18 protein-coding genes are annotated in these 21,385 nt (G+C 70.4%); 11 read left to right on the top strand and 7 right to left on the bottom strand.

Going from position 1 to position 21,385, the window contains the following annotated elements:
* Window positions 1-38: 38 nt before the first annotated feature.
* A complete protein-coding gene (locus tag R4P08_RS03255) occupies window positions 39-1,238 on the bottom strand; it encodes a lycopene cyclase family protein (RefSeq protein ID WP_317812334.1) in 1,200 nt (399 codons plus the stop codon).
* 36 nt (window positions 1,239-1,274) lie between these two features.
* Here R4P08_RS03255 and R4P08_RS03250 point away from each other — a divergent pair, with 36 nt between their 5' ends.
* The 4 genes from R4P08_RS03250 to R4P08_RS03235 all read left to right on the top strand — a co-directional run bounded on the left by R4P08_RS03250 (window position 1,275) and on the right by R4P08_RS03235 (window position 4,898).
* Window positions 1,275-2,060 carry a thioesterase family protein gene (locus R4P08_RS03250; RefSeq protein WP_317812333.1) on the top strand — a complete coding sequence of 262 codons (786 nt, stop codon included), beginning with the start codon at window positions 1,275-1,277 and terminating at the stop codon, window positions 2,058-2,060.
* 176 nt (window positions 2,061-2,236) lie between these two features.
* Window positions 2,237-3,868, top strand: a complete 1,632-nt coding sequence (locus R4P08_RS03245; RefSeq protein ID WP_317812332.1) for an ABC-F family ATP-binding cassette domain-containing protein — start codon at window positions 2,237-2,239, stop codon at window positions 3,866-3,868.
* A 146-nt stretch (window positions 3,869-4,014) separates the two neighbouring features.
* Window positions 4,015-4,455 (top strand): universal stress protein, encoded by a 441-nt coding sequence (locus tag R4P08_RS03240; protein WP_317812331.1) that lies wholly within the window; start codon window positions 4,015-4,017, stop codon window positions 4,453-4,455.
* 92 nt (window positions 4,456-4,547) lie between these two features.
* Complete coding sequence (locus tag R4P08_RS03235; protein ID WP_317812330.1) at window positions 4,548-4,898, top strand: hypothetical protein; 351 nt, start codon at window positions 4,548-4,550, stop codon at window positions 4,896-4,898.
* A gap of 224 nt (window positions 4,899-5,122) precedes the next feature.
* Here the strand turns inward: R4P08_RS03235 and R4P08_RS03230 are convergent, their stop codons facing one another.
* The 6 genes from R4P08_RS03230 to acnA form a co-directional block, all read right to left on the bottom strand.
* Window positions 5,123-6,139, bottom strand: coding sequence for a hypothetical protein (locus tag R4P08_RS03230; RefSeq protein WP_317812329.1), 1,017 nt, complete (start codon window positions 6,137-6,139; stop codon window positions 5,123-5,125).
* Between the two features lie 91 nt (window positions 6,140-6,230).
* Window positions 6,231-7,904, bottom strand: coding sequence for a pyridoxal phosphate-dependent decarboxylase family protein (locus tag R4P08_RS03225; protein WP_317812328.1), 1,674 nt, complete (start codon window positions 7,902-7,904; stop codon window positions 6,231-6,233).
* Entirely contained in the window at window positions 7,901-9,292 is a 1,392-nt protein-coding gene (locus R4P08_RS03220; protein ID WP_317812327.1) for an MFS transporter, read from the bottom strand. The genes R4P08_RS03225 and R4P08_RS03220 overlap by 4 nt, the downstream gene beginning before the upstream one ends.
* Before the next feature lie 104 nt (window positions 9,293-9,396).
* Entirely contained in the window at window positions 9,397-10,239 is an 843-nt protein-coding gene (locus R4P08_RS03215; protein ID WP_317812326.1) for an aldo/keto reductase, read from the bottom strand.
* Window positions 10,240-10,265: 26 nt separating this feature from the next.
* Window positions 10,266-10,835 carry a helix-turn-helix domain-containing protein gene (locus tag R4P08_RS03210; protein ID WP_317812325.1) on the bottom strand — a complete coding sequence of 190 codons (570 nt, stop codon included), beginning with the start codon at window positions 10,833-10,835 and terminating at the stop codon, window positions 10,266-10,268.
* Between the two features lie 109 nt (window positions 10,836-10,944).
* A complete protein-coding gene (acnA, locus tag R4P08_RS03205) occupies window positions 10,945-13,758 on the bottom strand; it encodes an aconitate hydratase AcnA (protein WP_317812324.1) in 2,814 nt (937 codons plus the stop codon).
* 250 nt (window positions 13,759-14,008) lie between these two features.
* Here acnA and R4P08_RS03200 point away from each other — a divergent pair, with 250 nt between their 5' ends.
* The 7 genes from R4P08_RS03200 (at window position 14,009) to inhA (ending at window position 21,384) form a co-directional block, all read left to right on the top strand.
* The gene (locus tag R4P08_RS03200; RefSeq protein WP_317812323.1) at window positions 14,009-14,539 is read left to right on the top strand and encodes a DUF6676 family protein; all 531 of its coding nucleotides are present in this window, start codon (window positions 14,009-14,011) and stop codon (window positions 14,537-14,539) included.
* Between the two features lie 476 nt (window positions 14,540-15,015).
* Window positions 15,016-16,515: an NlpC/P60 family protein gene (locus tag R4P08_RS03195; RefSeq protein WP_317812322.1), complete on the top strand. Its 1,500-nt coding sequence runs from the start codon at window positions 15,016-15,018 to the stop codon at window positions 16,513-16,515.
* A 220-nt stretch (window positions 16,516-16,735) separates the two neighbouring features.
* Window positions 16,736-17,749: a MoxR family ATPase gene (locus tag R4P08_RS03190; RefSeq protein WP_317812701.1), complete on the top strand. Its 1,014-nt coding sequence runs from the start codon at window positions 16,736-16,738 to the stop codon at window positions 17,747-17,749.
* A 7-nt stretch (window positions 17,750-17,756) separates the two neighbouring features.
* Window positions 17,757-18,797, top strand: coding sequence for a DUF58 domain-containing protein (locus tag R4P08_RS03185; RefSeq protein ID WP_317812321.1), 1,041 nt, complete (start codon window positions 17,757-17,759; stop codon window positions 18,795-18,797).
* On the top strand, window positions 18,794-19,774 hold the full coding sequence (locus R4P08_RS03180; protein ID WP_317812320.1) for a VWA domain-containing protein: 981 nt from the start codon (window positions 18,794-18,796) through the stop codon (window positions 19,772-19,774). Before R4P08_RS03185 ends, R4P08_RS03180 begins: the two co-directional genes overlap by 4 nt.
* A 54-nt stretch (window positions 19,775-19,828) precedes the next feature.
* The gene (gene fabG1 / locus R4P08_RS03175; protein ID WP_317812319.1) at window positions 19,829-20,560 is read left to right on the top strand and encodes a 3-oxoacyl-ACP reductase FabG1; all 732 of its coding nucleotides are present in this window, start codon (window positions 19,829-19,831) and stop codon (window positions 20,558-20,560) included.
* A gap of 2 nt (window positions 20,561-20,562) precedes the next feature.
* A complete protein-coding gene (gene inhA / locus R4P08_RS03170) occupies window positions 20,563-21,384 on the top strand; it encodes an NADH-dependent enoyl-ACP reductase InhA (protein WP_317812318.1) in 822 nt (273 codons plus the stop codon).
* The last annotated feature ends 1 nt before the right edge of the window (window position 21,385 follow it).

Below are 21,385 nucleotides of genomic sequence, written 5' to 3'. Positions count from 1 at the left end.
CGTCTCCGGGCACCTCGAGTTCCAGCGCACCTCTGTTCCTAGACGGCTGCTCCGGCGCCGGGATGGCGCGGGTCCTTCCTGAGGACCGCCGCGACCATCCCGGCCTTTCCGCGTACCGGCATGGTGACCCACATGTCCCACATCGCCCGCGCCACCTGATACGAGGGGCTCGTGCCCCCGAGGAACCACTGTTGCCGGCGTCCGTCGATCAGACCGAACGCATTGAACAGCTGCCGGAGAGTCCGGCTGTCGGCTCGCAGGAGTACCCGGAGCCCGACCCGGTGCAGCGCGGTGCTCGCCGGGGAGCGGGGCGCGGGAATCGGGAAGCCGGACCCCAGCGCGTGCACTGCCGCCGGGACCGCCGCGAGCATCGCGGCCACCGAGTACCCCGTTGCCGCATGCCCGTGCCCACCCGCGGTGCCGAAGGCCTCGATGCGCGGATCGGTGGAGGCCCGATCGCTGGAAGCCCGACCTCTGGAAGCGCCGGGACGCGGCAGGAGCGGGATCCGCACCCGCTCCACGGCCAACGGGGCGTCGATCGCCGACCCGGCGACGCCGCGGCGCAGGAGCCTCGAGCGCAGGCGGGCTGCCAGGACGGCGGGATCGGGAGCGGGCAGACCCGCCAGACACGTCTCCTCCAGGAGGACCCGGTCGGCGCCCAGGGGGATCGCGTACAGGAAGCTGGGGCCCGCCTCGTCGTCGTCGTCGTGGTCTGTCCGCCAGTCCATGAACAGGGCCGACTCACCGCCGAGGGCGGGGGCGGCCCCGGCGGCGTCCACGACGATCCCGTAGGCGGTCTGGAGCGGACCGTGATTGCCGGCACCGCCGGCGCCGCGGCAGTCCACCACGCGGTGGGCGCGGGCGAGCAGGCCGGGTAGGCGGGAGTCGTCGACCGTCGACTGTTCGATGCTCACCCCGGGCCCGAGGGGCAGGGCGTCGCGCAGGCGGGTGTTGTCGAATACGCAGTAGTCCCGGTCCAGAACCGCCCGGTCAGGGGAGTAGAGCGCGGGCCCGGGCACCGAGTGCGCCAGCACGTCCACGCCACAGGCGTCCTCGGCGAGCCACGGCGGGAGCTGGTCGCCCCAGAGCGAGAGCGTCTGGCGCCACGGCGCGTCGGGTTGGGGGTCGATCGCCAGCACGCTCAGACCCGTGGCAGCGCAGCGGGAGGCGAGCGCGCGGCCGGCCGGACCCAGGCCGACGACCGCGACGTCGAACAGACCGTCCCCCGTAGCATCCATCAGAGGTGACAGTACCGCCGAACAGAGGAGATCGACGTGCCGGGAGCGTTCTTTGCGCAGGTCGGCGAGGGCCGGTTCGAGTCCTCGCCGCTGACGGCGGGACCGTGGTCACCGGACTCCCAGCACGCCGGCCCGCCGAGTGCGCTCCTGGTGCGGGCGATGGAGCTCGTCGAGGGGCCTCCCGGGGTCCGACTGTCCCGCGTCTCGGTGGATGTGCTGGGCCCCGTCCCCGTGGCCCCCCTGGACGTCGAGGTGCGCACCGTGCGACCGGGGCGCAGCGTGGAACTCCTCGAGGCCTCGGCCTCGGTGGACGGTCGGCCCGCGCTGGTGGCCCGGGGCTGGCGGATGCGCAGCACGCCGGAGGACTTTCCCGTCCACGGCACCCACGCCGGTCCCGCCGTGCCCGACGCCCCGCACCAGCGCGGCCCGATGATGTCCTTCGCCCACGCCGACGGGTACCTGTCGGTGGTCGATTTCTCCTTCGACTCCGGTGACGGCGACGCCCTCGGACCGGCCTCGGCGTGGGGGCGGAGCCGGGTAGGCCTGGTCGAGGGGGAGGACATGACCGGGTGGCAGCACACGGTTCTGGTCGCGGACTCCGCCAGCGGGATCTCCCTGGCCACCGACCCGCTGCGGTTCCCGGCGATCAACTGCGACCTGGTGGTCTCGCTGCACCGCGAACCCGAACCGGGGTGGGTGCATCTGCAGTCCGAGACGGTGGGCGGGCCCGGCAGCGGCATCCTCACCGACACGCTCCTGTCCGACGACCGGGGCCGGATCGGCCGCAGCGTCCAGAACCTGTACGGCCGCAGTCTGGGGTGAGGCGGGTTTCAAAACGCAGGCGGTCGCGGAACGGCCTCACCCCGCGGCAGCGGAGACCCACGTCACCGGACTCGTCGCGCGCCCGGGTGCGCAGGTAAAGTAGCGGATTGGCCCGAACCTCCCTGTGAGGACAGGCCTTCTAGACTTCCCCAGCTGCAGACGAGGTACCCGCGCACGTGATCACCATCGACGACCTGGAGGTGCGCGCCGGCGTGCGCACCCTGCTCCACATGGACGGGTCCTCGCTGCGGGTCCAGCCCGGCGACCGGATCGGCCTGGTGGGCAGGAACGGCGCAGGTAAGACGACGACGTTGCGGATCCTGGCCGGGGAGGGTGAGCCGTACGCGGGCACCGTCGTCCGGACCAGCGAGCTGGGTTATCTGCCGCAGGATCCCCGCGAGGGCAACATGGATCAGCTCGCGCGCAGCCGGGTCCTGTCAGCCCGCGGCCTGGACGTGCTGATGGTCGAGATGACCGAGTCCCAGGACCAGATGGTCGCGGCCGCCGACGACGCCGCGATGGACAAGGCGGTGCGCCGATACGGACGGCTGGAGGACCAGTTCTCCGCCCGCGGCGGGTACGAGGCCGAGAGCGAAGCGGCCCGCATCTGCGCGAGCCTCGGGCTCGAGGACCGGATCCTCGGCCAGAACCTGGGCACCCTCTCGGGCGGTCAGCGCCGCCGCGTGGAGCTGGCCCGCATCCTCTTTGCCGCCTCCGACGGCGCCGGCAAATCGCAGACAATGCTGCTGTTGGACGAGCCCACCAACCACCTCGACGCCGACTCCATCACCTGGCTGCGCTCGTTCCTCGAGAAGCACGAGGGCGGGCTGATCATCATCTCGCACGATGTCGAGCTGCTCGAGGCCGTGGTCAACCGCGTGTGGTTCCTCGACGCCGTACGCGGGGAGATCGACGCGTACAACATGGGCTGGCAGAAGTACCTCGACGCCCGCGCGACCGACGAGGCCCGTCGCCGTCGCGAGCGCGCGAATGCCGAGAAGAAGGCCTCCGCGCTCAAGACGCAGGCCGCCAAGCTCGGCGCCAAGGCCACCAAGGCGGCCTCCGCCAAGCAGATGATCCGCCGCGCCGAGACCATGCTGAACGACCTCGACGAGGTGCGCGTCTCCGACAAGGTGGCGCACATCAAGTTCCCGACGCCCGCCGCCTGTGGCAAGACCCCGTTGTACGCCAAGGGGCTCACCAAGATGTACGGCTCGCTCGAGGTGTTCGCCGGGGTGGACCTGGCCGTGGACAAGGGCAGCCGCGTGGTGGTCCTGGGCTACAACGGCGCCGGCAAGACCACCCTGCTCAAGCTGCTCGCCGGGGTGGAGCGCACCGACGGCGAGGGCGGAGTGGTCTCCGGTCACGGCCTGAAGATCGGCTACTTTGCCCAGGAGCACGACACCCTGGACATGGAGACGAGCGTGTGGGAGAACATCCGCCACGCCGCCCCGGATGCCGGCGAGCAGGACCTACGCAGCCTGTTGGGGGCGTTCATGTTCACCGGCCCGCAGCTCGAGCAGCCGGCGGGCACGCTCTCCGGCGGTGAGCGGACGCGTCTGGCGCTGGCGGGCCTGGTGTCCTCGGCGGCCAACGTGCTGCTGTTGGACGAGCCCACCAACAACCTCGACCCGATCTCCCGCGAGCAGGTCCTCGACGCCCTGCGCACCTACGAGGGCGCGGTCGTCCTGGTCACCCACGATCCGGGCGCCGTCCGCGCCCTGGAGCCCGAGCGGGTCATCATCCTGCCCGACGGCACCGAGGACCTGTGGAACCAGGAGTACATGGAGATCGTCGAACTGGCCTAGGGATCGCCGCGGGCGGGTGCGGCAGCTCCGGTCACATCTCCTTCAGAGGCCTCGCGGGGACGTGTCGAGCGGTCTACGGTGAAGGTGACCTCGGTGCGCACCGGTCTGACGGGTGCACCGTCGACCGCGTCCCTAAAGGAGCACTCATGGAGGCCAAGCCAGTTGTCGTCGGAGTCGATGGGGGACCGGATTCGATTCGCGCCCTGGAATGGGCGGCCGACTACGCCCGCACCGTCGAGGCACCCCTGGTCGCCGTGACCGCCTTTGACCTCCCGACCATTTACGGCCCCTACGCGATGGTCGGCTGGGAGAGCTCCACCGAGCTGGAGAACCAGGCCCGCAGCATGCTCGCTGACGCCGTTCGGAACACCCTCGGCGAGGACGCTCTGGTGGATCAGCGGGTGATCCGTGGACACCCGGCGGAAGTGATGGTCGCGGCGTCGGGCGACGCCCGTCTGGTCGTGATGGGCAGCCGCGGACATGGCGGCTTCGCGGGAATGGTGATGGGATCGGTCAGCCAGCACGTCGTGTCCCATGCGCGGTGCCCGGTGGTCGTCCTGCCGCACCAGGATCACAAGACCAGCTAGCTGCGGCGCCGTTCAGCTCCATAGCAGCGTCACCTATCACACAGGGAACCCTTACCTGTGCCGTAACTCGCTGAGCTGAGACAATCGCCCGTATGGACCTCGTCTTCAGCATCGTTCTCATCCTGCACTTCATCGGCCTCGCCGGCATCATCGGCGGTTGGCTCGCCACCATCAAGGCCCCCTACATGGCCAAGGGCATCCTCCACGGCGCGATCCTCCAGGTGGTCACCGGCCTCATCCTCGTCGTTCTCCGCGAAATGGAGGATGGCTTCGAGGTCAACCACATGAAGATCGGCATCAAGCTCCTCGTCGCGCTGGTCATCCTCGTGGTCGCGATCGTCGGCGTCCGCAAGGAGGCCCGGGCGCAGGGCAGCACCCGCACGCTCGCCAACGTCGCCGGCATCCTCGGCGTGGTCAACGTCGCGATCGCCGTGCTCGTCTGAGTCGCGCAACCGATCGCGTACTGCTCCGCCCCCCGACTCCTGTCGGGGGGCGGTTCGCGTTCACAGTCCGGTGGGCACTGCAGGCCCCGAGTCGTCGGGTAACCACTGCGGTGCAACAGCTTCTTCAGCAGTCCCAGCCACGCCTCGCGCTGACCTCGACGTGGTCAGCGCGGCCGAGAGGGCCAGGCACGTCTTCCGCCATGGTCGCTCCTCGTCGTCGTCTTCTAGTCTTTATCGGCACCAACACAACGTCGCCGGGCCTCGACTGGCGTGAAGAACTCCTCGTAGTCAGCAATCTCTATGAGGTCGAGGAAACTCGGGGCACACACGTAGCGGATCGCGGCGAGGCGCACCTTCACCCCTGGGAGCTCATCGGCCAGTCGCGCGGCGATCGCACGTCCCTCGCCGTACCAGACAGCGGGGCTCACGCCGTCGCTCCACAGGGGGACACCGTAGCCGTAACCGGGCAGGCCTAGCGCGTCGCCTGACTCGCCGGAGCCGGTGCCGTAGTCGACGAAGCCGCGACGCCAGTCCTCGTTCCACCGGCGCAGCCGTTCCTCGAGGTCGGCGGTGAGCCCGAGACTGCGGGGCGAGGAGAAGCGCGCCAGTCCGGACTTGCTGCGGAGCCTGGGCGTTTCGTAGTACGGGAGCCAGCCTGCCCAGATACCCCATTCGACGCCGTACTCCGGCATGAGTCGAAGCTCCCCGGTCGGGTCCGGGTCGGGCTCGTTGCCCGGCATCCGCCACCCTGTCTCGCGCGTGAAGAGTCCGGTCAACGCGCAAACGTAATCCAGCTGGTCGGCGGCGATCTCGCACACCACGTACTTCTCGGCGCAGCAGTACACGAAGTGCTCCGGGTAGTACTCGCTGAGTTGCTCCGCGAGCGCGTGGCCGCGGTCGAGCCACGCCATCTCGTCGAATCCGACGGACCACACCGGCTGATCGACCGGCCGGTCGCCGAGGTGGAGGAAATTGTCCTTGAACTGCACGACCCAATTCTCGATCTCGTTCCGCAGCTCCTCCGGGATCTGGAGGTCGCCTGCTACGCCCTGGTTGTAGCCGGGATGGCCGGGAGGGAAGACGTCGGGGGATGCGGAAATGTAGGGCCGGTAGTCGACGACCGGGTGGAGCGCGACAAAGCGGCGATCCATCGGGCCCGGGTCCACCTCGACCCGGCACGCCGCACGGCACAGGTGCGACGCACGCAGCCCGCAAGAGGTTCCATCCGGCGAGACACGCATGGGCCGAGGCTATCCGGAAGTCAACGATCCGTTGAGCGGCATCGCCTGGACTATCAGTACGACTGTGGAAACACGAACGGGATCATCTCCGCTACTCCAGTACCGCGGCGAGGTACGCCCGCACGAGTCGAGCACCCACGTTTCCGGGCAGCCGCTCGATCGCGGCCAGCAGCGGCGCCATCCCAGAACTCGCGTCGCCCGCGCTGCCGTCGGAGTCGCTTTCGCCGGAAGGACCAGCGAGCACGCCGGCCACCATCGCGTGCACGTCGTCCTCGGGCAGCGCGAGGAGGTCGGCGGGGGAGAGGTCGCCACGGTCCAGGGCGTCCAGCACCTCGGTGAACTCGGGCGGTGGGAGCGGCGCCGGCAGTCCGCGCACCTCGTCCGCGGCGTCGAGCGCGACGCGGAGAATCTCGTCGACCAGCCCTTCGGTCACCGGGGTGAGGGTCAGGTGGGACGACGACAACAAGGCCCCGCGCTCCTGCCGGTACGCCGGCTGCGCCTGGACGGAGATGCCTCGGCGACCACACGCATCCGCCCACAGATGCGGATGGATCCGTCGGCCACTGGGAGCGGCCTCGTCGGAGACAACAGCGATCAGGGGGCCGGGATCGGAGTCGATCACCCGCAACCCCTCGATGGCGGACAACCCCTCGGTGAGCCGGGCGGTCGCGCGGGCGGTCCGAGCGACGAGCTCGCGCTGGCCGTCGTCGCCCAGCGCTGCGAGTACCGCCCACGCGGCGGCGGCGGGCTCCAGCGGTTTGGACCCCGCCAGGGTGGGGTTGACCACCGGGTAGCCGGGCCAGTCCACAGTGGCGAACCACGACGCGCGGTGCCGGGCCCGACCGCGGCTCAGCAGCACCGAGGTCCCCTTGGGGGCGAATCCGTACTTGTGCAGGTCGGCCGAGATGCTGGTGACGCGGGCGATGCGCAGGTCCCACGCCGGGGCGGGCTCGACATCGGCCCGATCGGCGGTGGGATCGCCGGTGGGCTGGCCTCCAACGGGCCCCGGCCAGAACGGCAGCACCAGCCCACCCAGGCAGGCGTCCACGTGGAGCCCGATGCGGGAATCGTGCCGGGCCTCGAGCCCTGCGGCCACCTGCGCGACCGGGTCGATCACGCCGGTGGGGTAGGAGGGCGCCGACACCACCACCAGGCAGGTGTCGGCATCCACCGCATCCAGCAGGTCCTCGGCGGCGACCCGGCCCGTGGCGGGATCCACCTCCACGCCCACGAAGCGCATCCCCAGGACGTGCGCGGCCTTGCGGAACGCCGCGTGGGCGGTCACCGGCGCGACGATCGTGCCGCCGCTGCCGGGCGCCCGACCCGCGACCTCCCGGGCGGCCAGACACGCGAGCATGCAACTCTCGGTGCCGCCCGACGTGACGAGGCCGAACACCTCGTCGTCGTCGTTCTTGTTCTTGTTCTTGTGGTTGGCGTTGTCGTTGTCGCCGGTCTTGTCCCCGGCGTCCCCGCCCAGGATCTCCCGCACCCGGCGCACGATCCCCCCGTGGATCTGGGCGACTGACCCGAACACCGTGGGGTCGAGGCCGTTGACGCCGTGCGCCAGGGCGGCGGCGCGGATGGCCAGCTCATCGAGTCCCGCGATCCCGGAGTCGTAGACGTAGGACAGGACCCGGCCGCCGGTGGTGGGGGGATCGGAGGCGCGCATCGCCGCGAGCTCCTCGAGGGCCTGCGCGCCGCGACGGGCGATCAGGGTCTCGAGGTGATCGGCCGCCAGGGGATCGGTCTGAGGGGGAACTGTCATGCGGGCTCCGTCCATCGCGGGTACTCGCGGCCGAGGGCGCGGATCACCGGCAGGCTCGCAGCGGTGAGCAGGGCGGGGACGAGGGAGAAACCCAGCACGATGGCCCACTGTGCGGAGTCCGGTTGGTCGGCGACCCCGCCGGAGAGGAAGCCCCCGAACGCCAGCAGCGCGAGCACCACCACCGGGCCCAGGGCCATCGAACCGGTCTCCGACGCCGTCCACAGCCCGCTCATCGCCCCGCTGCGCCGGCGACCGCCGAGCTCGCGGTCCATGTCGGTGGCGTCCGGCAGCATCGACATCGGCAGCGCCTGCATCCCGGCGTAGGCGACGCCCGCCATGGCGACGGGGAGGTGGATCCACGCGCCGGGCCAGAAGCCTGCGCCGACGAGCATGAGTGCTGCGACGGTGAACAGCAGCGTGGCCCCGGTGAGCGCGGTGATCTTCCCGCGCGCGTGCGCCAGCCGGGTCCACAGCGGCATCACCAGCAGGGCGGGGGCGATCAGGGCGACGAACAGACCGGTGAGGGCGGCCTCGTCGCCCAGCACGTAGGTCGCGACGTACTGTCCGCCCGCGAGCATCACCGCGGTGGCCACGGCCTGCAGACAGAACAGGGCCACGAGCAGTCGGAACGGCCGGGTCACGCGGAGGGCCTCGAGCCCGTCGCGGTACTGACGCCCGAGGTCGCCCACCTGGGCATCGGCCCGCAGCACGGTTCGGCGGCCCGCGCCGAAGATCGACCACAGCATCCCCGCGAGCATGAGCGCCGCCACGGCCACCGCCATCACCACGTACCCCGTGGCCCCGCCGCCGGCGGCCTCGCGCAGCGCCGGTCCACCGCCGCCGACCACCAGGATCGTCCCGGCCAGCACCGCGACCCGCCACGCGAGGATCGTCACCCGGACACCCGAGTCCCCGGTGAGCTCCGCCGGCAGCGCCAGGTAGGGAACCTGGAAACACGAGTACGCCAGCGAGGCCAGCAGGAAGAAGCCCATCACCCACGCGCCGGCCGCGGCCGTGCCCCACTGGGTGGGCGCGGAGAACGTGGCCACGAAGAGCAGCGGCAGGGCGAGCGCCCCGAACAGCATGAGGCTGGTGCGGTAGCCGGTGCGATGGGAGGCCCGGTCGGAGAGCGCGCCGATGAGCGGGTAGGCCAGCACGTCGATCACCTTGGGGACCAGCACCAGGACCGTCGCCACCGCGGCCGCGACGCCGATCGAGTCCGTCAGGTAGTACGCCAGCACCAGCCCGGGCAGGGTGCCGAACGCCCCGGTGCCCAGGCTGCCCGCAGCGTAGGAGGCGAGGAGGCCGCCCGAGGGCCGGCCGCCGGGCACCTCGGACGACCCGTCGTCGGCGCGAGGGGCGTCGCCGGGCGCTCGCGCGGTGGTCATGGACCGACTCTAGGGCGGCTCAGGTCATCGATAAGTCAGTTCCGCACACCCCGCTCCCGCGAAACGTGTGCGGAACTGACTTATCGATGAAACGCGCGGAGGGGTCAGCCGCGCCAGTCGAAGGTGTCCGGGTCCGGGCCCGAGCGGGTGCCGTTGTGCAGGGCCGAGATGGAGGCCATCTGCTCCTCTGTCAGCTCGAAGTCGAACAGGTCCAGGTTCTGCCGCATCCGCTCCGGGCTGGAGGACTTGGGGAAGACGATGTCGCCGCGCTGGATCACCCACCGCAGCACCACCTGGGAGACCGAGCGGTCGACCTGCTCCGCCAGCGCGATGAGCTGCGGGTCGCCGAACACCGCGCCCTGCGCGAGCGGGCTCCACGCCTGGACCGCGATCCCGCGATCGGCGCAGGCCGCGCGCACCTCGTCGTTGACGAAGTAGGGGTTGGACTCGATCTGATTGACAGTCGGCGTGCTCAGCCCGGCCTCGGCCAGGCGAGCCAGGTTGGCGGGGGTGAAGTTGGAGACGCCGATCGAGTCGACCGCGTAGTCGGCCCGGATGCTCTCCATGGCCTCCCACACGCGGGAGACGTCCTCGTGCATCGCCAGCGGCCAGTGCACCAGGAACAGGTCGATCCGGCCGCCGAGGGCCTCGAGTGAGCGCTCGGCGGACTCGCGGGCGGCCGCGCGCTTGTGGAAGCTGTTGTTGAGCTTGGTGGTGATCCACAGCTCGTCGCGCGACAGCCCGGACGCGGCGATCGCGCGGCCGACGCCCTCCTCGTTGCCGTACATCTGCGCGGTGTCGAGGTGGCGGTACCCGGCCTCGAGTGCGTCGGAGACGACCTTCTCGGTATCGGCCGGGGGAACCTGGTAGGTCCCGAAGCCGAGCTGGGGGATCGAACGTCCGTCGTTGAGTCGGATGAGCGGGATCTGCGGGGTGGGAGCAGTCATGCAAACACCGTACGCCCGTACCGGGATCAGTCGCGACCGGTCCGCAGCGAGGCCTCCACGAGGTCGAGCATCGCGCTCACGTGCGCGGTCCCACGGCCGGTGGCCAGGTGCGTGATGAGACCGTCGAGCACGATGTCCAGGTAGACGCGCAGCACGTCGTCGGGCACGTCCGTGCGCATCCGCCCGGAAGCCTTCTGCTCCCGCAGCCGGGCCAGCACGGCGGCGTCGACCTCGGCCTGGCGGTCCGTCCACCGCTCACGGAAGACGGGGTCGGTGCGGATCCGGCGGGCGATCTCCAGACGGGTGCCGAGCCACGTGAACTCCTGCGGGTCGGCCAGGATCTCCCGCATCACCTGGACCAGCCCCTGCTCGGCGACGGTGGCCGCCATCGCCTCGGCGTCGTCGTGGGCCAGCGCGAGGAAGAGCGCGTCCTTGTCGTCGAAGTGGTGGAAGATGGCACCCCGGCTCAGGCCGGTGGCCTCCTCCAGGCGCCGGACCGTGGCGCCCTCGAACCCGAACTCGGCAAAGCACTCGCGCGCCCCCGACAGGATCTCGCGGCGCCGGGCGTCCATGTGGTCCTGACTGACCCTGGGCATGTGAATCCTTACGCTGGGAGACGCCAACGGCGGGCCGGCCGACCGGAGTGGTTCCGGGGCCGACCCGCCGTCGGGCGCGGATCAGGAGGCGCGGATCAGGAAGCTGGGATCAGCTCTTGATCATGTTGCGCAGCACGTACTGCAGGATGCCGCCGTTGCGGTAGTACTCAGCCTCGCCGGGGGTGTCGATGCGCACCTTGGCGTCGAACTCGACCTTCGAGCCGTCCTCCTTGGTGGCGACGACCTTGACCGACTTGGGCGTGGTGCCGTTGTTCAGCTCCGCGATGCCCGTGATGTCAAAGGACTCCGTGCCGTCCAGGCCGAGGGTCCCGTGCGACTCGCCCTCGGGGAACTGCAGCGGGATGACGCCCATGCCGATGAGGTTGGAGCGGTGGATGCGCTCGAACGACTCGGTGATGACGGCCTTGACCCCCAGCAGGCTGGTGCCCTTGGCGGCCCAGTCGCGCGAGGAGCCCGTGCCGTACTCCTTGCCGCCGATCACGACGAGCGGGATGTTCTGCTCGGCGTAGTTCTGCGCGGCGTCGTAGATGAACGCCTGCGGGGCGCCCTCCTGCGTGAAGTCACGGGTGTAGCCGCCCGTCACGCCGTCCAGGAGCTGGTTCTGGAGGCGGATGTTGGCGAACGTGCCACGGATCATGACCTCGTGGTTACCGCGACGCGAACCGAACGAGTTGTAGTCCTGGCGGGACACCCCGTTCTCGTCGAGGTACTGCGCGGCCGGGGTGCCCGGCTTGATGGTCGACGCCGGCGAGATGTGGTCGGTGGTGACCGAGTCGCCGAGCTTGGCCAGCACGCGGGCGCCCTTGACGTCCTCGACCGGGGTCAGCTCCATCTTCATGCCCTCGAAGTACGGGGGCTTACGCACGTAGGTGGACTTGGCGTCCCACTCGAACGTCTTGCCGTCCGGGGTGCTGAGCCCGCGCCAGCGCTCGTCGCCGGCGAACACGTCGGCGTACTTGGACGTGTACTCGTGCGAGGAGATGGACGCCTTGATGGTCGTCTCGATCTCCTCGGTGGTGGGCCAGATGTCCTTGAGGAAGACGTCGTTGCCGTCCTTGTCCTGACCCAGGGAGTCGGACTCGAAGTCGAAGTCCATCGTGCCGGCGATCGCGTACGCGATGACCAGCGGCGGGGACGCCAGGTAGTTCATCTTGACGTCCTGGTTGATCCGGCCCTCGAAGTTGCGGTTGCCGGACAGGACGGCGGTCGCGGTGAGGTCGTGCTCCTGGATCGCGTTGGAGATCTCCTCCGGCAGCGGTCCGGAGTTACCGATGCACGTGGTGCAGCCGTAACCCACGAGGTAGAAGCCCATGGCCTCCAGGTCCGGCCACAGGCCGGCGCGCTCGTAGTACTCGGTGACGACCTGCGAGCCCGGCGCCATGGAGGTCTTGACCCACGGCTTGGCCTTGAGGCCCTTCTCGTGCGCCTTGCGGGCGAGCAGCCCGGCGCCGATCATCACCGACGGGTTGGACGTGTTGGTGCAGGAGGTGATCGAGGCGATCGAGACGATGCCGTGGTCCAGGGTCATCTCGGTGCCGTCGACGGACACCTCGACGGGCTTGGAGGGACGGCCCTCGGCGCCGTGGGAGGCATCGGCGTGGACCGAGCCCTCCTCGGCGTGGGAGAGGGTCGCGCTGCCGGCGTTGTCGGACGGCGCGCCGCCCTCGGACTGCATCCGGCCCTTCTCGGTGTCACCGAGCGGGTTGACCCCGGCGTCCACGTAGTTGTGGATGTCCTTGCGGAACGCGCTCTTGGCGTCGGTCAGCTCGATGCGGTCCTGCGGACGCTTGGGGCCGGCGATCGACGGGACGACCGTGCTCAGGTCCAGCTCGAGGTACTCCGAGAAGACGGGCTCCTCGGCGCCCTCGCCGAGCCACATGCCCTGCTCCTTGGCGTAGGCCTCGACCAGAGCGAGCTGCTCCTCGGGGCGACCCGTCAGGCGCAGGTAGTCGATGGTCTCCCCGTCGATCGGGAACATGGCACAGGTGGAGCCGAACTCCGGGCTCATGTTGCCGATCGTGGCGCGGTTGGCCAGCGGCACGGCGGCGACGCCGGCACCGTAGAACTCCACGAACTTGCCCACGACGCCGTGCTTGCGCAGCATCTCGGTGATCGTCAGGACGACGTCCGTGGCGGTGACGCCCGGCTTGATCGACCCGGTGAGCTTGAAGCCCACGACGCGGGGGATGAGCATAGAGATCGGCTGGCCGAGCATGGCCGCCTCGGCCTCGATGCCGCCGACGCCCCAGCCCAGAACACCGAGCCCGTTCTCCATGGTGGTGTGCGAGTCGGTACCCACGCAGGTGTCGGGGTAGGCCTGGCCACCCCGGACCATGATCGAGCGCGCCAGGTACTCGATGTTGACCTGGTGCACGATGCCGGTGCCCGGGGGGACGACCTTGAAGTCGTCGAACGCGCCCTGACCCCAGCGGAGGAACTGGTACCGCTCCTCGTTGCGCTGGTACTCGATCTCGACGTTCTTGTCGAACGAACCGTGCGAGCCGAACGACTCGATGATCACCGAGTGGTCGATGACCATCTCGGCCGGCGCGAGGGGGTTGACCTTGTCGGGGTCGCCGCCGAGGGTCTCGACGGCCTCGCGCATGGTGGCGAGGTCGACGATGCAGGGCACTCCGGTGAAGTCCTGCATGATCACGCGGGCGGGCGTGAACTGGATCTCGGTGTCGGGCTCCGCGTTCGGATCCCAGTTGGCCAGGGCCTCGATGTGGGCCTTGGTCACGTTCGCGCCGTCCTCGGTGCGAAGCAGGTTCTCGGTGAGGACCTTGAGGGAATAGGGGAGCTTTGCCGCTCCCTCGACCGCCGAGAGTCGGTAGATCTCGTAGGCTTCGCCGCCGACCTCTAGGGTCCCCTTGGCGCCAAAGCTGTCAATGCTTGCTGTCACGTCAGCTCCACTCGTGGTATGAATGTCGTTTTACTCATCCCTCCCGGTATCGCCGCATGTCTCGTACGGCAACACGGGGGCGGACACGGGATCCATTGTGGACCCTCATGCCCGGTTGCGGCCATCAATTTACCAGTACGCCCGTTCTATATAACTTCCGGCACGCCCGAAGAGGGGATGCGCTGCGGTCGACGCGCCGTCCGGCGCGTGTATTCGGGCGGGACGACGACGAGATGGCACCATGACTCCCGTGGACAACTCCGACGATTCCGTGACCACGCTCGCCTACGAGGCGGAGCCGGTCGTGTCGTTGCAGCAGGGCGAGGTGCCGTTCTGGCTCGACTACGCAGCGGTGGCGGCGGACCTGGCCGACGACGGGGTCTCCGCCCCGGAGCCCTTTGTCGAGGGTCTGCGGACCGTCGTCACAGACGCCCTGGACCGCGGGCTCGACCTCAAGGTCGTCTACACGGAGGCACCGGCGGCCGTCTACACCGATGCCCGCGACCTGGCGACCGTCCTCAACCAGCAGATGGAGGGCACGGTCCTCGTCCGGACGCCGGCGTTCATCGGCAGTTCCAGCGATTCGATCCCTCGCCATCAGCTCGAGGCAGGCCAGGACGACGCCTGGGAGGAGTTCGACCCGGTGGCCTCCGCCTCGGTCTTCGCCCACAAGGTCACCGCTCCCGCCCCGCCCTGGGGCGCGTACTCGGCGATCATCCTGGTGCTGGCGGTGGTGGCGGTCGTCGCCTTTGCCGTCGCACTCCGTCGTCGCCTCCGCTGACACCCTCAGCTGACACACTCAGCTCTCACACTCAGCTCCCGCCCTCAGCTCCCGCACCCAGCTCTCACTTTCTGCTGACCCGCCCAGCCGGCGCGCTCCACCCCCGACACGCCGGTCCTCTTGGCCTTCTTCGAGTTACAGAAGTGTATTTTGGGACCCTTTGTTTCGCGTGTTCCGTTTGTGACCTACGGTGCTAGAGGAACAATAGTTTCTGCCGAGTTGGCAAGTGGCTCTAGTGGCGCAGGGGAAGGCATCACCAGACACTCGCTCACCTCGGCAAACGCGTCCCGCCCCGCGGGTCGCGCAGCTGATCGCACCCTCGTGCGGTTGTCGGAAGGTGAAACGTGGAGCTTGACCATGCATCAAGCCGTGCTCGGCGAGCACGGAACCGTAGGAGTACTGGACGAGCGACCGGGCGTGCGGCCCTCACCGCCGCCCTCATCCTGGGCACCGCGTCTGCCGTCATCCACGTCCCGATGGTGTCGGCGCAGGAGTCCCCGGCGATCGCACCCGGTGACATCAGCGGACTGATCCGGGCCGTCGCGGACGCCTCCGCGCGTCTCGACGCGACCCGGCAGGGCATCGCCGTCAAGCGGGAGGGCGTCAACAAGACCCTGGTGGACCTGCAGATGGCCCGGATCGAGTTGGACCGTTCCATCGCGGACGCCGCCCGCACGGTCGAGGAGCGGGAACGTGCCGAGTCCGGTGTCGACTCGGCCAGGAGCACTCTGGACGACTACTCGCGGATCCTCCACCGCCAGGGCACCGCGCCCGGCGCGGCCTCCGCGATCCTCGACCCGGGCGGACCCGCCGACGCCGGCCGGCGCCAGGAGTTCCTCCAGCGGGCCGCCGCCGACCAGCGGCACGTGGTGGGGGACATGGTGGCCGCAGCCGACGAGGCCGCGCGGCGTGAGTCCGACGCCGTACGGGCCCGCGAGGACGCCGAGCAGCGCTACGCCGATGCCTCGTCGCGGCGCGACGCCGCCGAGTCCGAGGTGGCGGCCGTCTCCGCCGAGGTCACAGCACTGGAGGCCGAGGTCGCCGAGCTGACTCGAGCGCTCGCGGAGAACCAGGACGCGCTGGCCGAATCGGGGGCGGTCCCCGCCGGGCCGGCCACCCCGGGGCGGTTCACGGTCGATGGGAACACCGTGGATGGAAACACTGTCGTCGGAGCCACTACGGACCAGGACGCCCTGCGGGACGATGCCGTGCGCGCCCTCGCCTCGGACCCCGGGGCAGGTCGGCAGGCGGCGGACATCGCCTCGGTCCTGCCCAGCCACCTCGACCTGGGCGCGGTCCGGCACTTCGCCGGGGGCTCCTCGGACGCGGCAACCGACGCCGTGAGCGGCGCACTCGGCAGGACCCTCGGTGGGGCGCTCGGTGGGGCGGTCGACGCCGGCAGTGTGGGCGCCGCGATCGACGCGGGGATCAACCGCGACACCGACGCGATCATCCAGCAGGTCTCCGACGCGATCGGACGGGCCGACCTCGGCTCGGTCGAACAGGGTCCGGCCGCGCCCGCGCCCGCACCCGGTCAGGGCGGCGGCAACTCCGGCACGCCGTCCAACTCCTCGCGGGTCGAGACGGTGGTCAACCGCGCGATGTCGCAACTCGGCGTCCCCTACGCGTGGGGCGGCGGAGACGCCAAGGGTCCCACGCGAGGAATCCGGGACGGCGGGGTGGCGGACCAGTACGGCGACTACAACAAGATCGGCTTCGACTGCTCCGGGCTGATGATCTACGCCTTCGCCGGCATCGGTAAGGCGCTGCCGCACTACACCGGTTACCAGTACACCGCGGGCCCCCAGCACCCGGTGGCCACGCGCCAGCGCGGCGACATGCTCTTCTGGCCCGGTCACGTGGCGCTGTACCTGGGCGACGGGAAGATGGTCGAGGCACCGCAGTCCGGGGACGTCGTCAAGGTCTCGTCGGTGCGGATGGCCGGGGTCTCGCCCATGGTGGTCCGGCTGGCCTGACGACCGTCGGCCGGACACAGCCGTACACCGGTACTGTCATCCCCAGTCCGTCCCGACGGTCCGGCGCCAGGCCTCAGTCCTCTGAAACCTGGCCCAGGACCCATCCGCCGGGTCGCACGCCCCCGGACACACGCCAGCACCTCCCGACCACGCGAAGGAGCCCTCCGCGGTGAGCGATCTCCACACCCACCAGCCGGCCGACCCGGGCGCAGCGCCCGCGGTGACCGCGTCCTCCGCGGCATCGGACGCCGCGCTGCTCGAGCGGGCGGTGTACGAGGTCAAGAAGGTCGTGGTGGGCCAGGACCGGTTGATCGAGATGATCCTGGTGGGCCTGCTCTCCCGCGGCCACATCCTCCTCGAGGGTGTGCCCGGGGTGGCCAAGACGCTCACGGTGGAGACCTTCGCGACCGTGGTCGGCGGCAGCTTCAGTCGCCTACAGTTCACCCCCGACCTCGTTCCGGCCGACATCGTCGGAACCCGGATCTACCGCCAGGGACGTGAGGAGTTCGAGGTCGAGCTCGGCCCCATCCTGGCCAACTTCGTGCTGGCCGACGAGATCAACCGCGCCCCGGCCAAGGTCCAGTCGGCGCTGCTCGAGGTGATGGCCGAGGGTCACGTCTCGATCGGCGGCCAGACCTTCCCGATGCCCACCCCGTTCCTGGTGATGGCCACCCAGAACCCCATCGAGAGCGAGGGCGTCTACCAGCTCCCCGAGGCGCAGCGGGACCGCTTCCTGTTCAAGCTGGTCGTGGACTACCCGACCCCCGAGGAGGAGCGGGAGATCGTCTATCGCATGGGGACCCGCCCACCGGAGCCGTCGACGGTCCTCGGGGTGGACGCGTTGCTCCGCCTGCAGGACGCGGTGCGCGAGGTGTTCGTGCACCACGCGTTGGTGGACTACGTCGTCCGCGTCACCGTCGCCACGCGCGAACCAGCACGGCACGGGCTCGAGGACGTGGCCCGCTGGCTGGCGTACGGGGCCTCCCCGCGGGCCACCCTCGGCGCGGTGACCGCCGCCCGGGCGTTGGCACTGGTGCGGGGCCGCGACTACGTGGTGCCCCAGGACGTGGTGGACGTCCTGCCCGCCGTGTTGCGCCACCGCCTCGTGCTGACCTACGACGCACTGGCGGACGAGATCACCGCGGACACCGTCGTGCGCCGCGTCCTCGAGGCCGTCCCGCTCCCTCAGATCAGTGCGGTCCCTGCGCAGCCCGGCCCGTCGACCTCACGGTGACCGCACGGTGACCACCGCTGACGAGGACACCCGCGACGATCCGGCGGCGGCGTCCTCTCGCGCGGCGCTCGCGCGACTCGAACTCCTCGTCACCCGCCGTCTCGACGGGGTCCTCAACGGCGACCACCGCGGCCTGCTGCCCGGGCCGGGGACCGAACCCGGTGAGGCCCGCGCCTACGAGCCCGGCGACGACGTCCGGACCATGGACTGGTCGGTGACGGCCCGGACGACCGTGCCGCATATCCGGCAGACCATCGCGGACCGGGAGCTGGAGACCTGGATCGTCGTGGACATGGCGCCGAGCCTCGACGTCCAGGGGCGGTACGGCACCAAACGCCGCCTCGTGGAGGCCGCCGCCGCCACCGTCGGATTCCTCTCCGCCGGTGGCGGGAGCCGGGTGGGGCTGGTCCTCACCGGCGCCGGACGCCCGCAGGTCCTGCGCGCCACGGGTGGGCGCGATCACGTCCGGCGGCTGCTCGAGGAGGTCTCCCGCTCGTCGACCGAGATCGGGCCCGGCGGGACGCTGAACGACGCGCTGCGGGCCGTCCGCAACGCCGCCCGCCGCCACGGACTGGTGGTGGTGATCTCGGACTTCCTCTCCGACGTGGACTGGGAACGGTCCCTCCGCGTCCTGGGGACCCGGCACGAGTTCCTGGCCGTGCACGTGGCCGACCCCCTCGACATCTCGCTGCCCGCCGTCGGGGCGGCGCTGCTCCAGGATCCGGCCACCGGGGAGGTCCTGGAGCTGGATGTCGACGACGCGCTCGCCGCCGACTACCGCAGGGCCGCGGACGCCCACCGCGCCCTCGCGCACGCCGCCCTCCGGCGGTGCGGAGCACCGGTCCTCGCCCTGCGCACCGACCGGGACTGGGTCAGGGACGTGATCGACTACGTGGGCGCCCGGCGTCAGGGCGGCCTGCCCACCGGCGAGAACCTCGTCCGGGATCTGCCCGACGACCATTCGGTCTCTGACCATGCGAGCTCCGACCATTCGACGTCCGGGCGCTCGACGTCCGGCCGTCCGGCATCGAGTGAGACGACCCGATGAGCCTGTCGGAATTCCAGCACCCCCTCTGGCTGCTCCTGCTGGTGGTGCCGCTCGCGCTCGTCGCCGGATACGTGGTCGCGCTGCGCTCCAAGAAGCGGCGCACGGTGCGCTTCGGCAACTTCGGGGCCCTGAGGACCGTCGACCGCGGTGGTCGGCGCTGGTTCACCCACGTCCCGGCGGCGCTCCTCATCCTGTCGCTGCTGGCCCTGGTGGTGGCCCTGGCCGGCCCCCAGAAGGAACAGAAGGTCCCACGGAACCGGGCGACGGTCATGCTCGTCGTCGACGTGTCTCTCTCCATGGAGTCCACCGACGTCTCCCCGTCGCGGCTCGAAGCAGCGCAACAGGCCGCCACCACCTTTGCCAACAACCTCACCCCGGGCGTGAACCTGGGGCTGGTCTCCTACGCCGGCACCGCCTCCATGCTCGTCGCGCCCAGTACCGACCGCGGGCCGGTGGTGCGCGCGGTCGAGCGGCTCCGACTGGACGAACGCACCGCCACCGGTGAGGCCATCTACACCGCCACCCAGGCCATCACCACGTTCACCGAGAGCCTGGGCGGACCCGACCAGGCCCCGCCCGCGCGGATCGTCCTGCTCTCCGACGGCAAGGAGACCGTCCCCGCCGACCCCACGGAGGAGCGCGGGGCCTTCACCGCTGCGGAACGGGCGGAGCAGGCCGGGATCCCGGTGTCCACCATCTCGTTCGGCACCCTCTACGGCACGGTCGACATCCAGGGCCGACCGCAGCCCGTGCCCGTCGACGACGCGTCCCTGAAGACCATCGCCGAGCTCTCCGGCGGCGACTTCTTCACCGCCTCCAGCCTCGCGGAGCTCGACTCGGTCTACCGCACCCTCGAGGAGCAGATCGGCTACGAGTGGAAGAAGGCCGACGCCTCGAGGCCGTGGCTCATCGCGGGCTCGTTGCTCGCTATGCTCGCCGCCGCCGGGTCCCTGGTCGCGCATCGGCGCATCCCGTGACGGGACCGGGGCGCAGCACCGGACGGCCGGCGCAGGTTCGCTAGGTTGGTGCACATGGTTTCCGAGAGCACGCGCACCATCACCCCCCGGACGGTCCTGGTGACCGGCGGCAACCGCGGCATCGGCCGCGCCGTGGCCGAACGACTGAGCGCGGACGGCCACCGGGTGGCGGTGACCCACCGTGGGTCCGGCGCCCCCGACGGGCTGTTCGGGGTGCAGTGCGACGTGACCGACCCCGAGTCGGTGGACGCGGCGTTCACCGCGGTCGAGGCCGAGTTCGGGCCCGTCGAGGTGGTGGTGTCCAACGCGGGCATCACCGACGACACCCTGTTGATGCGGATGAAAGACGAGCAGTTCACCCGCGTGATCGAGGCGAACCTCTCCGGCGCGTTCCGGGTGGCCAAGCGGGCCTCCCGCGGGATGCTGCGCGCCAAGTTCGGCCGCATCATCTTCATCGGCTCGGTGGTCGGCCAATCAGGGACGGCCGGACAGGTCAACTACGCCTCCTCCAAGGCCGGGCTCATCGGCATGGCCCGGTCGCTCACCCGGGAGCTCGGTTCGCGCAACATCACCGCGAACGTCGTGGCCCCGGGGTTCATCGACACCGACATGACCGCCGGGCTCGACGACAAGACGCAGGCGCTGGCGGTGGCGGCCATCCCGCTGGGGCGGAAGGGTAGCGCGGACGACGTGGCGGGGGCCGTCAGTTACCTCGCCGGGGACGACGCCGGATACATCTCCGGCGCGGTCCTGCCGGTCGACGGCGGAATGGGAATGGGGCACTGATCATGAGCGACAACACCAGCACCGGCCTGCTCGCCGGCAAGACCATCCTCGTCACCGGGGTCATCACCGACGCCTCGATCGCGTTCCACATCGCCAAGCACTGCCAGCTCCACGGCGCCACCGTCATCCTCACCGGGTTCGGCCGGGTGTCGCTGGTCAAGGCGATCTCCAAGCGGCTGCCCGAGCGGCCGCCCGTGATCGAGCTCGACGTGAGCAGCGAGGAAGACCTCGCCGCGCTGGCCGACCGCGTGCGCGAGCACACCGACACCCTGGACGGCGTCGTCCACTCGATCGGCTTCGCCCCGTCGAGCTGCCTGGGAGACCCGTTCCTGGACGCCCCCTGGAAGGACGTCTCGGTCGCGCTCGAGGTCTCGGCCTACTCCTACGCCGCGCTCGCCAAGGCGGTACGGCCCCTGCTCAACCCGGGGGCGTCGATCATCGGCCTGGACTTCGACCCGCGGATGTCGATGCCCTTCTACAACTGGATGTCGGTGGCCAAGAACGCGCTCGAGGCCGTCAACCGCTACGTGGCGCGCGAGCTGGGGCCGGATCAGATCCGCTCCAACCTCATCGCCGCGGGACCGGTCAAGACCCTGGCCGCCAAGGCCATCGCCGGTGACGCGCTCGGTCCGGGCGGGGAGCTGGACCTCATGCAGCACGAGTGGGACCGGCGGGCCCCGCTCGGCTGGGACGTCAACGACCCGACGGCCGTGGCCACCACCGCCGTGGCGCTGCTCTCGGACCTGATGCCCGCGACCACCGGGACAGTGATCTACGCCGACGGGGGCGCCGGCACCGTCTCGTTCAGTGGACAGGAGAACTGAC

This window comes from Rhodococcus sp. IEGM 1408 (genome assembly GCF_033142235.1).
GTDB lineage: Bacteria > Actinomycetota > Actinomycetes > Mycobacteriales > Mycobacteriaceae > Dietzia.
This window is presented reverse-complemented; position numbering and strand designations above follow the sequence as displayed.